This window comes from Desulfogranum marinum, assembly GCF_963675105.2.
Classification (GTDB): domain Bacteria; phylum Desulfobacterota; class Desulfobulbia; order Desulfobulbales; family Desulfobulbaceae; genus Desulfogranum; species Desulfogranum marinum.
This window is the reverse complement of record NZ_CAXXRO010000004.1, coordinates 829,792-841,985: the sequence shown is the minus strand read 5'-3', so window position 1 is coordinate 841,985 and position 12,194 is coordinate 829,792. Positions and strand designations below refer to the sequence as shown.

Sequence of the window (12,194 nt, the reverse complement as noted above, 5' to 3'; positions counted from 1 at the left end):
AGTTAATCTGCGCGTTCTAAGTCAAGCTGAAGATTAGTGGTAATCACAATTATTTTAGGAGTTCTCAAGTAAACGCAACTGATCACCCCACCATTGCAAGAGATCTCTTCTCTGCTCAAGGTACTCAGCTCGATTATATGCACCCTTGATTTTATTCTTTTCTTCATGCGCCAATGCCTTTTCTATAATCTCACTAGCAAAGCCAGAGCGTTCATGAGCCATTGATGAAAATGAAGAACGGAAACCATGTGGGGTAGCTTTACCTTTGTACCCCATATCCCGCAATGCCTTCGACATGGCATTATCCGACATGGGTTTATTGTTGTCTCTTACACTTGGAAAAACCAAACCCTCTGTCCCCCATAATTTCCCTGCACGATTTAAAATCTCCGTAGCTTGGGTAGACAATGGAACGATATGTGGCCTTCTCATTTTCATGCGCTCAGCCGGGATGTGAAACTCTTTACGAGGCATATCGATTTCAGCCCAATGCGCAAATCTAACCTCACCAGAACGACAAGCTGTGAGGGCCGTAAACTGTAACGCAAGCTTTGTCGTAATGTGTATCTTTTGACTTTGACCAATATCTTTTAAGAGTTGAGCCAACTCCTTGTCAAAAACTGCAGGCATATGTTTCACGGGTTTTGCTTTTAAGACACCCTGCATATCCGAAGCTGGATTATATGTTGCCCTTCCAGTTTGTATAGCATACCTAAACACGGCACTTGTTCGTTGAAGAACCTTGCGAGCAATCTCGAGAGATCCCCTGGACTCAATCGTACGTAATACTTTCAGAACTTCAGGAGGGGTAATAGCATCTACAGGCTTATTGCCAACGCTCTTGAATACATCATTTTTTAATGTTGCCAAGACAGCCTGCGCATGCTCGTTACTCCAACGACCCTTCTGCTGACTAATCCACTCATGTGCTATGTATTCGAATGTCTGGGTACGCTCCCATTTTTGTGCTTGTTCCTGCTCAATGACTTCAAGTTTCTTCTCACGCCGAGCTTTAGCAGGATTGCGCCCCTCTTTAACGACGCTCCTAGCCTTCTGGTGAGCTTCTCTCGCCTTCTCAAGGCTCAATTCGGGGTAACGGCCTATAGTGTACTTTCCTTGCTTGCCATTAATTTTGTAACGATAAATCCAGCGTTTTATTCCGGTTCCTGTTACTTCGAAAAACAAGCCGTTCCCATCACCAAGGCGACCTGGCTCCTTCCGATGTCGTACTTCTAAGGCTGTTAGCTTTGGCATGCGCACCCTCCCAAAGTGTACTTTCCAGACATTCAGTTTTTTCTTGCCTGACAAGGTACACCACGAGGTACACTAATTACAATGGAATTCACAGGAACAACTAGGATTGAAATAGAACAAAAAGACAAAGAAAAAGCCCCAAATCATTGAGACTTGAGGCTTAAAGCGGACTTCCTAGGAAGATCACGGAATATCCAATGGTGCCGGAAGTCGGAATCGAACCGACACGGGCGCAAGGCCCGCTGGATTTTGAGTCCAGTGCGTCTACCAGTTTCACCACTCCGGCATGGATTCAACTAGTTACCTTAATTGCTCTTCTAAGTCAAGAACAAAGCAATTTGTTTGATACTAACCATACACTTCCCTTGGAACGGCAAAACGGCTCACAGTAATCCGTTAGCATACTTTATTGCCGTTAAATAACACGTATTCACTTTCTCCGGGTCAAGCTCCAATCTTTCGAACAAGGGGACAAAAAGGGCTTCATTATTTCTTTCGTAATTTTTAACGAGCTCTAAATAAATACAATAGGGGCCTGTGTCTGTAAGCAGAGCTTCTTTTATACCGTTACTCACCGGAAGCCTGTCCATAATTTCTATCATTGGAGCATCCAACATGGCATCCAGCAGGGAAAATAATCCGACGACAAACAATTCAGAGGACTCAATGCTGTGGTCACTGTTTTCTCCCAATAATTCACAAAATTTTGCGCGCACCAAGCCAAGACGAACCAACTCTCCTGGTTTGCTCGTTGTCATTTCAGAAATGATGACCAACATGAAAAAATGACGTAATTCTTTTATGCCAAGATAGGCTATAGCCTGCTTTACCGACTTAATTTCCTGCAACCGATAAAAATAAGAGGAATTAAGAAATCGCAGCAGCTTGTAGCTCACAGATATATCATTTGCAATTATATTGTGCAGTTTATCAATGGTCGTGCTTTTTTTGGTTACTTCCGCCAACAACCGCAGGTGGGTAATCTGAGTGGTGCTGAGTTCCTGGATCTTTATCTGTTCGGGCTTGGAAAAAAAATATCCCTGAAAATAGACAAACCCAAGTTTCGCTGCTGCCTCAAATTCTTCTAAAGTCTCCACCTTTTCTGCAAGGAGTTTTACCTTATATCTGGCAAGTATATTCAGGGTACGTAAAATGGTTTGGTGTGGGGTAAGCCTGAAATCTATTTTTACGATATCTGCAAGTTGTAACAGCGGTATAAATTTCCTGTCATACACAAAATCATCCAATGCCAGGGTATAGCCTTTGTTGTGCAACTGCTGACAGGCCTGCACTACCTGTGGGGTCGGCTCCACATCTTCCAGGATTTCAACTACCACGCTCTCTTTCGAAAAAGATTCTGGTAGCTTTTTCTCCAGCAGGTCTTGTGTAAAATTGATGAAGCATGGTTTAAAACTCGAGATATCCTGTATATCCCTGGTCAAAAACGCACTGGAAAGCAGGCTTGTTGTCGCTCGATTGCCGCTCACCTTATCTAAAGAATAATGCTTGGCGCCCCGGTACAATAATTCGTAGGCATACACTTTTTTATGCAGATTAAAAATCGGCTGTCTTGCGATATATTGTTCCATTCTATGCCTGCCGGCCTCGTATTCTCTGCGAGTTGGGTTCGCTCGCTTAACGTTTTTTATTTCTGAGGGTTTTAAAGAAGAAAGTCTGGATAAGCTTGACAGTAGCTGATTCTATCAATGTAAAAGCCACCGCGAAAGTATCGGCGTCCACGCGAGTGACGATCCCCGTGGCCTCAATTTTTTCTTTTTCTTCGGGGAGAGTAAGCATTACCAAAACCTTTTCGCGCAAGACAACCGGCACGCTTACAGAGGAAAGAGCGCAGCCAGAGGTTGAGATGTCGCGCAACACTGCTTCGCCATCATCGAACCTTGTCCTATACTGCACAGGTAATCTGTCTCCTGAAAAACGGTAGGCTTTCCGTCTTGATCTACTTCTGAGGTGTGATTGAACCATGTTGCTCTTAATACCTTATCTCTCTACTCGTAAAAAACAGTGTTACATGACGCTACACTCAAACATGTGCCCTTACAGTTCACGATATCACACTGGCAGTGAATGTGAAGCGATGACCAATATTCCGCCAACAAAAAAACAAATACAGGCACAAACAGAGTGCCTTTTACAATCGTATGGATTCTATTGCACCGATGACGTCTGACACGCATAATAGCCTTTTTTTGAACGAGCAGCTGCTCCCTCTTCTCCAGTCAACCGTTGCCCCTTTTTACAGGTCAAATAATGGGTTCTTTTGTCATTGCCGGACTGATTTTTCTTGTTGCTGGATTTGTTCAGGGTATAACAGGATTTGGCGCAGGTCTGGTAGCCATACCGCTTCTCTGCCTGATCATAGATGTGAAAACAGCAGTACCACTGGTCATCTTAAATGGTGTCATCATAACCAGTTACCTGGCTTACACATTACGTTCTTTTCTGGACTCAAAAAAGATACTGCCCTTGCTTGTCGGCTCAATACCTGGAGTGCTACTTGGTTCTCAATGTCTTACGCTGGTCAACCCTGATCTTATTCGAACCTTTCTCGGCATTTTGCTCATTGCCTACAGTGTCTATAATCTGGCAGCCCATCCCAAGCCAGTAAAGATGCCGTTATTTATCGGCTATGCAGCAGGATTTTGCACTGGCTTTATCACTGCTTTATTAAGCGCCGGCGGTCCACCTGCCATTATCTACACGACATTGACCGACTGGAAGAAAAATGAAATAAAAGCAACCCTGACAGGATTTTTTGTTTTTAATGCTGTTTTCACCATGATCGTACACGCACTCAGCGGGATGACAACACTGTTAACCTTGAAGTATTGCACAGTCACGATGCCACTGGTACTGCTGGGGACGGCGATTGGTTCCCGTCTTACCGACAAGATCAACCGCAGGGCCTACCTTATATGTATATACGTGTTTCTGTTGATGATGGGAGCGTTAATGGTTTGGGGATAACCAGGGCAGCCTCTTTTCACCTCCATTGCCAAAGTCAAGCTTTGCTTGGCCTGGAAGTGAGTAGACCGATTTTTTTACGAACAAAAGGTATTACCTGATAATATTAACGTACTGTTACCAGTCGACGGATATTAACACTCGTCAATCGTGAAAAACCTTTTTTATACGCTTCGTAATAGCGCATGACCTTTGCCACATATGCCACTGTTTCCGGAATGCGTGGAATTTTTCCGAATGGTTTCACGCGACCTGGTCCTGCATTATATGCGGCCAGGCTTAATTCGACGTTTCCATGATAACAATCGAGCATGCGCCGGAAGTAGCGAGTTCCACCATCAATATTCTGACGAACATCAAAGGGATCTGCAACATCCAGATCTTTTGCCGTGCCAGGCATCAACTGCATCAATCCCTGTGCACCTTGAGAGGAAATGGCCAGTGGATTGAAGTTTGATTCTGTTTTAATGATGGCTCTAATTAAGGAGGGGTCGACTTTATAGGTGGCCGCTGCACGGTTAATATGTTGATGCAGGGAATGGGAGGAAATATTGCGCTGCTGAGCAACAAGCGCCGGATAGCTGTGTAATCTGCTGGAAAATACCTTCTTTGGTTTCTGCCGAATGGATTGAACAGGAGTACCGGTTTTCAGCCTCGTTCTGCCATCGGCGGGAACATTGGTGTAATGGGCCACACCCTGTTCGTCAACATAGGTATACAGCGCTGCATCTGCTGATACCGGCAAAACAGCCAGTATCAGCACCAACGACGCGAAAAGGATTTTCTCCATAGATTACCCGAAGTTATTTCTGGCGTTTTTCCCAGTCTGAAAGAAATTGTTCCATGCCTCTATCGGTCAAAGGATGTTTTGCCAACTGAGCAATTACCTTGTATGGAATGGTAGCAATGTCTGCACCAACCAGGGCAGAGTCCGATACATGCATCGGGGAGCGCACAGAGGCTACAATAACCTCGGTTGCGTACCCATAATTGCGATATATACTCATTATATCGGCAACAAGTTCCAAACCATTAATGGAAATATCATCAAGCCGACCAACAAACGGGCTGACATAGGTAGCACCGGCCTTGGCTGCAAGCAATGCCTGGGTAGAAGAAAAGATCAAGGTAACATTTGTTTTAATGTCTTCGGCTGCCAAACGTTTAACCGCTTTTAGGCCTTCCTCAATCATTGGTACCTTGATAACGATATTGTCGCTTATTTTGACAAGTTCGCGGGCCTCTGCAACCATGCCGTCAGCATCCAAGCTCACCACTTCCGCACTTACCGGACCATCGACAATAGCGCAAATATCTTTGAGTATGTCATTAAATGGGCGCTGTTCCTTTGAGACAAGGGATGGATTGGTGGTTACACCGTCAACCATGCCTATTTCGAGACCTTTTTTAATCTCGTCAATGTTGGCGGTATCTATAAAAAACTTCATTCTTTTTCCTCCGAATTTTCTGTAAATAAATCGCAGCATTTCTCGCTGCAAAAATAATATGTATGCCCATCTTTCCGCAGACGGATAGCCTGTTTTTTAGGGATCAGGGTATGACAGACAGGGTCCTCTACCAGTACATCTTGTACTTGAGAGTCTTTTTTCTCTTGAGATGATTTTTTTTTAAACTGCTCCAGCAATAAGCTGCGCAGCAGACGGTAGCCGATATAAAAAAGAGCGGCGAGTATCAGGAGGCGAAAAGGAGTCATTTATTTTACGTTTTTTTTGCTGTTGCACATTTCAACATGACAGTATTATAGCCGTGGACCGACAAAAGTCTAATCAAATCCTTTCCACTCAGTAAAAACCGTTGTCGAACATTCTTACCAGCGCAGCGCAAACAAATGCAACCCAGGCAAAGCAAAGAAAATTATCACATTCACCCATAATTGGGCCAGGTCAGCTTTTCAATGCCCGACTCACCATCAGTTTTCCGAAGGCAATTTTCCAGTTGTTGCATTATGGTTTTCCCTGATACTGGATGATGGAGGGAAGCAGCTATTTCCGCCAGCGGTTGCAGCACAAATAGACGATGATTCATTTCGGGATGCGGGACAACGAGCAAAGGGAGATTGAGGACCAAATCATCATACAGCAATAAATCAAGATCAAGGGTGCGATCCTGATAGCCAGACTGATCTGTGGACCTCACTCTGCCGAAATCGTGCTCAATACCCTGCAGATGGAGCAATAATGCCTCTGGTTCCAGCGATGTCCACCCCACTGCAGCAGCGTTGATAAACTGATTATCGCTTACCATCCCCACCGGTTTGGTACGGTAGGGGCTGGAAAGCCTGCCTGCCCCGATTGAGGGCTTCTCGCTCAGTCGCCTCCACGCACATAAAACAATGTGCAGCGAATCACCAAGGTTTGAGCCAAGGCTCACACAAAATTGATGGGGCCGATCAGGAAAAGGCGACTGCACGATGATTGAATATGGAGCTCAAGAATTTCCTCTGTAGTGATCTGAGATTAAAAATTATCCAGATCCAGTACATCGAACATTGTGTACATCCCGTTCGCCTTACCGTTTATCCAGGCAGCGGCTAAAACTGCCCCTCTGGCGAAATTATCACGATTAGTGGCCCGATGACTAATTTCAATTCTTTCGCCAACGCCCGCAAAATATACAGTGTGCTCGCCCACAATATCGCCGCCACGGATGGTCTGGATACCAATTTCCTGGTCGGTTCGTTCACCGATAATACCGTTACGCTCCATTACCCCGACATCATCCAGGTCCCTGCCAAGGGCTAAAGCAGCCATTTCGCCGAGTTTCAAAGCCGTTCCTGATGGAGCATCCTTTTTCATACGATGGTGCGCCTCAACAATCTCCACATCATATGCTTCTCCTAAAACGGATGCAGCCTTCTCCACCAACTTGAAAAGAACGTTCACCCCAACAGCCATATTAGGCGAATGGACACAGGGGAAATTTTCCCCAGCTAATCCGGAAAGGGTCGTCAGTTGTTCCTGGTTAAGACCGGTAGTACCGATGACCATAGCCTTTCCATGCGCAGCAGCAATTTCGGCAAACGCCATGGTTGCCTCATGGAAGGTGAAATCAATAATCACATCTCCTGATTCGATTACCGATTCCAAACCTGGAGCAATGATCACTCCGGTAGTACCAAACCCGCCTATAATGCCTACGTCTTCGCCAAGTACGGAGCTATCAGGATGTTCAAAAGCAGCTGCCAGTTCCAGGCCCTCCTGCTGGAGAACCATCTGCGATATTCGCTGTCCCATCCTGCCGCCGGCACCGGCAACAATTACTTTTGTCATAATGTATCTATCCTTGTGCAAACCTTGAGTGATATTCTATGAGAGAAGTTGACACTCACGCATACACTTGGTCAGTTGTTCTTCTGCTGGTTGATCAATTTCCGTCATCGGCAACCGGACTTCCGGTGACTGAATTTGTCCCATGAGATGCAGGCCTCTTTTCGCCGGCGCAGGGCTGGGATAACAAAACATGGCTCCCATCAAAGAAAACAGCTCGTAGTGCAGGGCATTGGCTGTTTGCAGGTCGCCCCCAAGCGCCGCTTCCATCATGGCTGCAGTCTTTTTGGGCTGGAGATTGGAAACAACGGAAATAACGCCTTTACCACCGATAAGCGCTGTTGGCATGGCTGTGAAATCATCACCTGAAAGGACGGCAAAATCTTTGGGACAACGCTGTATTACCTGGCTAATCTGATTAAGACAGCCGCAAGCCTCCTTTATGCCGATTACATTGGGCAGCTGCGCCAGCCGGGCAACCGTTTCCGGAAGCATATTGGTAACGGTCCTTCCCGGAACGTTATAGAGAATCGTCGGAATATCGACTGCGTCAAGTATTGTTTTGAAATGCTGATAAAGGCCTTCCTGGCTGGGCTTGTTATAGTAGGGCACAACAGACAACACAGCATCAGCGCCGCTTTCCTTTGCCGAGGCGGTCAACTCTATTGCCTCCAGCGTATTGTTTGCTCCTGTTCCGGCAATAACCGGTACCCGTCCATTGACGGCTTTAACCGTCAGCTCGATGACACGTTTATGCTCTGCAAACCCGAGGGTTGCAGATTCTCCTGTCGTGCCGCAGGGAACCAGGCCATGAATGCCGTTTTCAATCTGAAATTCAATAAAATCAATCATCCCCTGCTCATCAATCTCACCATTGAGCATAGGGGTGATCATTGCTGTTATTGCACCTTGTATCCTACCCATTTCCTTCTCCTTATAGCAAACTCTTCACTGTTTGAGCATGCCATACTATCTTAATTCCATCTCTATCGGCCTGATCTTTACTCACTGACAGATCCCGGGATAACTTCGCTCAAGCAACGTTACCGCAAAATATCCTATAATTCTTCCAGGGCTTCCGGAGATAACTCTCCTTTATAAATGACATGGGCCGGCCCTTTGAGCAAAACATTGTCTATGCCCCCTTCCCCCAGCGCATCAAAGCTGATTTTGAGCTGGTTATTACCAGTGGTCATAATCTCTACAGGAGACGCCGTCATATTCAGTAAAGAGGCGACAATGGCACTGGCAGTTGCTCCTGTGCCGCAAGCCAGGGTCTCATCTTCCACTCCTCGCTCATATGTTCTTACCTTCAAACCACCGCCTGCAAGGGAGACAAAGTTCACATTGGTTCCAGCCGGTTGAAAATCGTCGTGATAACGAATTGCCCGTCCCATAGCCTTCACGTCGACCTTGTCAACGTCGTCAACAAAACAAACCACATGTGGAACCCCGGTATCAAGGAAATGAATTTCAATGGTGCCGTCATCCCCCACAGCCAGTTGAGTGGAAAGCTGCAAAGAATGCGGCTGAGGCATTTTAATGGTCACATTTACGTCTGCAACTCGAGCCTCAACGATACCGGCCAAAGTTTCAAACCGCATATTAGCCGAGGCAATACCGTGCATATAGGCAAATCGGGCCACACATCTTGCACCGTTACCACACATCTCTGCCAGCGATCCGTCGGCATTGAAAAAATGCCATTTAAAATCGGCAACATCTGAGTCTTCTATCAAAAAAAGGCCATCTGCACCCACAGAAAAACGACGCCGGCAAACAAGGCGAGCAAACTTCCCCGCCTCATCCATGGAGAGCAAGGCATTACGATGGTCAATAATGATGAAATCATTCCCGGCCCCACTCATTTTCACAAATGGAATAACTGGTAGCTTCTTCTTCACAATGTACAATGCTCCCTACATAACCGGCTGCTACATGGCCAATAATTAACCTAGCCCGAATTTCTCATGAACATTGTGCCTATTTTCTAATTGCAAACAATTTCAATATGTTGAATGCAATTGTATGGAGTTGTTAATTTTCACAATGTTCACCAAAGGTCACTCCATGCGGTACCATCTTCTTCAGTATTTTGGCAGTAAAAGGTAAGCGTAGACTCCGATAGTCTACTATGATTCACTACCAAAAACTTTGAACCTGGCACCGCCTGAACTGATGAGAAATCCGGGCTAGCGGCAAATAACTCAGTTCTTGATCATAACCTCAGGCGAACTGGTACTTTCATTCGCCGGTGTCCGTTTATCAATGCTCGATACGGAATAATAGATCCTGGCAGCAGTTGCCGGAGGCTCCCGATCGATAAACATAGTATACGGCAGCAACACTTCGCCTACCAATTGAGGGGCATCATCACCTGGCAGCCTTCTGTAGACACGGTACCCCTTAAGATCGCTTTCCTCTACCGGCGACCAGAATATCTTCATGCCGGCCCCGGTCTTAATTCCCCGCACATCATTCGGAACGGCTGGTGGAGTTTTATCCAGTGGTGTTGCCGCTACATTGTTACTCACTCCGCCGCCGACAGCCCCTTGTGGATATATACTGATAGTCTGAACCTGGTAAAAATATTTACGGTTGTTGGTCACATCCGTATCCACATACTCGGTTCCATCAAGCAAATCACCAACAGGTTGAAAAGGACCACCGCCAAGGCTTCGCAACACCTGGTATTTCACAGCCTCTTTCAGGGTGGTACCATCCAGGTGGCTCTTTACAGGCTGCCATTGCAGGGCATTGCTCTTATCACCAGCGGTAACGCTCAGCCCTTCGGGAGCAAGCGCAGGAGTGTTCCACAGAAAACGAACCGTGTTGGAATCAGCAGATTCAGCCCACCAACCGGATTTACTACGGACCTTGAAAAAATAAAGGTTGCCCGGTCGTAACAAGGTTGCCTGGTAACTTGCGGTTTTCTTTCCCTCATCAGGCAGGGCTCCACCTGGAAGTGAGATAGGAGATCCGAACGGAACAGGACAGGTCTCACAATAGCTATCCACCGGAACCACAGCACGAAACATGACAAATTCAGAGATATCGTCCAAATCTTCCCCGGTAACTGTTTCAACAGGGTAGCTCCAATAGAGAGTGACCCCTTTTTCACTCAGCTGGTGGCGCAGATCGGTCACCGGCCGTGGTAGAACCTGCTGGGGAGGCACGGGCTTATCCTTAAAACCACAGCCGCCAAGTGCGAAAGCACTGAGAAAAATCGTTGCGACCCCAATCACTGTTGTGGAAATTTTCCTGCTTTTGATCATGGTATTATCCCAAATAGATTTCTGCCTGCTCCAGGGCCTCGGTAACCCTGACCAAGGCTGTGCCACCGGTTGAAACCCGGCTGTTCACTGACCCTTCAACAGACAAGACGTCAAAAACATCAGCCTCCAGATGTTCAGAGAACTGCTTTAATTCGGCAAGGTTCAAATCAATCAGTTCGATATCCCGTTCCTGACAGTGGGCAACCACCTTACCGACAATCCCGTGGGCCTGCCGAAACGGTACATTCTTGCAGACAAGATAATCGGCAAGATCAGTTGCAGTCATAAAGCCGCCATAGGTCGCCGCCTGCAATCGTTCGACATTGAACTCAGTATTATCGAGCAATTCAGCAGTGATCGAAAGACTCGCCTTCACTGTATCCAATGCGTCAAACACAGGTTCCTTGTCTTCCTGCAGGTCCCTGTTATAGGTGAGCGGCAGCCCCTTGACAGTAACAAGCAGGGAAACCAGAGCACCGGTCACTCGACCGCTCTTTCCGCGAATGAGTTCAGGAATATCCGGGTTCTTTTTTTGTGGCATAATCGAAGAACCGGTACAGTAGCGGTCACCAATGCGTACAAAATCAAATTCTTTGGAAGACCAATAGACCAACTCTTCGGCAAGACGGCTGAGATGCATCTGGATCAGATTAAGGCAAAACAATAATTCCAGGGCAAAATCTCGGTCACCGGAAGTGTCCATGGAGTTAGCGCTCACCTCTGGAAACCCGAGTTCCTGTGCAACAAAATCACGATCAACAGGCAAACCGGTTCCAGCAAGTGCTGCCGAGCCAAGCGGCAACACATTGATCCGCTTGAGACAACTCTGCAACCGCTCTCTATCACGCTTCAGCATTTCAAAGTAGGCCAGCAGGTGGTGGGAAAGCAGTACTGGTTGCGCTCGCTGCATGTGGGTATATCCAGGCATAATCGTACCCAGATACTTTCTACCTTGCCGCACAAAGGCCCTCTGGCCGTTTTCAAGTAATCGATCCAGCTCTGCGACTTCATCCCGAAGATACATACGGAAGTCGAGATTAACCTGATCATTACGACTCCTGGCGGTGTGCAGCTTTGCTCCTGCAGCGCCTATTCGATCAGTCAACGCTTTTTCGATGTTCATGTGCACATCTTCAAGCTCTGGTTTGAACTCAAATCGGCCGCTTGCAATATCGCGCTCAATTTCATCCAAACCCGTGACCATGGAGGTATACTCCTCCTCAGATATCAGGCCCTGCTTGGCAAGCATTTTTGCGTGAGCCTTGGAGCCCATTATATCATGCTTGTAAAGTCGCGCATCATATTGGACAGAGGCACTAAAATCTTCTACTGACGCGGCAGTGGCTTCTGAAAAACGGCCACCCCATAATTTGGCAGATGCATCCTGTTGGCTCAT

General features: G+C 46.7%; 13 protein-coding genes and 1 tRNA gene. 1 reads left to right on the top strand and 13 read right to left on the bottom strand.

The genetic code is table 11. The features are described from left to right. Positions 1-54: 54 nt before the first annotated feature. The 4 genes from ACHZCY_RS12605 to ACHZCY_RS12590 all read right to left on the bottom strand — a co-directional run bounded on the left by ACHZCY_RS12605 (position 55) and on the right by ACHZCY_RS12590 (position 3,237). Positions 55-1,254: a tyrosine-type recombinase/integrase gene (locus ACHZCY_RS12605; RefSeq protein ID WP_319549128.1), complete on the bottom strand. Its 1,200-nt coding sequence runs from the start codon at positions 1,252-1,254 to the stop codon at positions 55-57. A gap of 198 nt (positions 1,255-1,452) precedes the next feature. Continuing rightward, positions 1,453-1,540, bottom strand: a tRNA-Leu gene (locus tag ACHZCY_RS12600). A gap of 97 nt (positions 1,541-1,637) precedes the next feature. Next, positions 1,638-2,843: an EAL and HDOD domain-containing protein gene (locus ACHZCY_RS12595; RefSeq protein ID WP_319549127.1), complete on the bottom strand. Its 1,206-nt coding sequence runs from the start codon at positions 2,841-2,843 to the stop codon at positions 1,638-1,640. A gap of 46 nt (positions 2,844-2,889) precedes the next feature. Then, positions 2,890-3,237: a PilZ domain-containing protein gene (locus ACHZCY_RS12590; protein WP_232371176.1), complete on the bottom strand. Its 348-nt coding sequence runs from the start codon at positions 3,235-3,237 to the stop codon at positions 2,890-2,892. A 285-nt stretch (positions 3,238-3,522) separates the two neighbouring features. On the opposite strand from ACHZCY_RS12590, the gene ACHZCY_RS12585 reads away from it, so the two are divergent. Beyond that, the gene (locus ACHZCY_RS12585; protein WP_205224122.1) at positions 3,523-4,239 is read left to right on the top strand and encodes a sulfite exporter TauE/SafE family protein; all 717 of its coding nucleotides are present in this window, start codon (positions 3,523-3,525) and stop codon (positions 4,237-4,239) included. 103 nt (positions 4,240-4,342) lie between these two features. Here ACHZCY_RS12585 and ACHZCY_RS12580 read toward each other — a convergent pair whose 3' ends face one another. From ACHZCY_RS12580 to argH, 9 genes are all read right to left on the bottom strand, one after another. Beyond that, positions 4,343-5,026 carry a lytic transglycosylase domain-containing protein gene (locus ACHZCY_RS12580; RefSeq protein WP_205224121.1) on the bottom strand — a complete coding sequence of 228 codons (684 nt, stop codon included), beginning with the start codon at positions 5,024-5,026 and terminating at the stop codon, positions 4,343-4,345. A gap of 13 nt (positions 5,027-5,039) precedes the next feature. Then, on the bottom strand, positions 5,040-5,684 hold the full coding sequence (fsa, locus tag ACHZCY_RS12575) for a fructose-6-phosphate aldolase (protein ID WP_205224120.1): 645 nt from the start codon (positions 5,682-5,684) through the stop codon (positions 5,040-5,042). Beyond that, positions 5,681-5,950 carry a YHS domain-containing protein gene (locus ACHZCY_RS12570; RefSeq protein ID WP_205224119.1) on the bottom strand — a complete coding sequence of 90 codons (270 nt, stop codon included), beginning with the start codon at positions 5,948-5,950 and terminating at the stop codon, positions 5,681-5,683. Before ACHZCY_RS12570 ends, fsa begins: the two co-directional genes overlap by 4 nt. 170 nt (positions 5,951-6,120) lie before the next feature. Next, complete coding sequence (gene folK / locus ACHZCY_RS12565; RefSeq protein WP_319549126.1) at positions 6,121-6,627, bottom strand: 2-amino-4-hydroxy-6-hydroxymethyldihydropteridine diphosphokinase; 507 nt, start codon at positions 6,625-6,627, stop codon at positions 6,121-6,123. Between the two features lie 86 nt (positions 6,628-6,713). Then, complete coding sequence (gene dapB, locus ACHZCY_RS12560) at positions 6,714-7,526, bottom strand: 4-hydroxy-tetrahydrodipicolinate reductase (protein WP_205224117.1); 813 nt, start codon at positions 7,524-7,526, stop codon at positions 6,714-6,716. A gap of 36 nt (positions 7,527-7,562) precedes the next feature. After that, positions 7,563-8,447, bottom strand: a complete 885-nt coding sequence (gene dapA / locus ACHZCY_RS12555) for a 4-hydroxy-tetrahydrodipicolinate synthase (protein WP_205224116.1) — start codon at positions 8,445-8,447, stop codon at positions 7,563-7,565. Between the two features lie 134 nt (positions 8,448-8,581). Further along, entirely contained in the window at positions 8,582-9,427 is an 846-nt protein-coding gene (dapF, locus tag ACHZCY_RS12550; protein WP_319549125.1) for a diaminopimelate epimerase, read from the bottom strand. A gap of 303 nt (positions 9,428-9,730) precedes the next feature. Then, entirely contained in the window at positions 9,731-10,798 is a 1,068-nt protein-coding gene (locus ACHZCY_RS12545; protein WP_319549124.1) for a fibronectin type III domain-containing protein, read from the bottom strand. Positions 10,799-10,802: 4 nt separating this feature from the next. Continuing rightward, the gene (gene argH, locus ACHZCY_RS12540) at positions 10,803-12,194 is read right to left on the bottom strand and encodes an argininosuccinate lyase (RefSeq protein ID WP_205224114.1); all 1,392 of its coding nucleotides are present in this window, start codon (positions 12,192-12,194) and stop codon (positions 10,803-10,805) included.

Bases quoted from the DNA above. Each gene is read 5' to 3' on its own strand.
- ACHZCY_RS12605 (WP_319549128.1), bottom strand. From the start codon at position 1,254: ATGCCAAAGCTAACAGCCTTAGAAGTACGACATCGGAAGGAGCCAGGT.
- dapB (WP_205224117.1), bottom strand. From the start codon at position 7,526: ATGACAAAAGTAATTGTTGCCGGTGCCGGCGGCAGGATGGGACAGCGA.
- ACHZCY_RS12585 (WP_205224122.1), top strand. From the start codon at position 3,523: ATGGGTTCTTTTGTCATTGCCGGACTGATTTTTCTTGTTGCTGGATTT.
- dapA (WP_205224116.1), bottom strand. From the start codon at position 8,447: ATGGGTAGGATACAAGGTGCAATAACAGCAATGATCACCCCTATGCTC.
- ACHZCY_RS12570 (WP_205224119.1), bottom strand. From the start codon at position 5,950: ATGACTCCTTTTCGCCTCCTGATACTCGCCGCTCTTTTTTATATCGGC.
- ACHZCY_RS12595 (WP_319549127.1), bottom strand. From the start codon at position 2,843: ATGGAACAATATATCGCAAGACAGCCGATTTTTAATCTGCATAAAAAA.
- ACHZCY_RS12580 (WP_205224121.1), bottom strand. From the start codon at position 5,026: ATGGAGAAAATCCTTTTCGCGTCGTTGGTGCTGATACTGGCTGTTTTG.
- ACHZCY_RS12545 (WP_319549124.1), bottom strand. From the start codon at position 10,798: ATGATCAAAAGCAGGAAAATTTCCACAACAGTGATTGGGGTCGCAACG.
- argH (WP_205224114.1), bottom strand. From the start codon at position 12,194: ATGAGCCAACAGGATGCATCTGCCAAATTATGGGGTGGCCGTTTTTCA.
- ACHZCY_RS12590 (WP_232371176.1), bottom strand. From the start codon at position 3,237: ATGGTTCAATCACACCTCAGAAGTAGATCAAGACGGAAAGCCTACCGT.
- fsa (WP_205224120.1), bottom strand. From the start codon at position 5,684: ATGAAGTTTTTTATAGATACCGCCAACATTGACGAGATTAAAAAAGGT.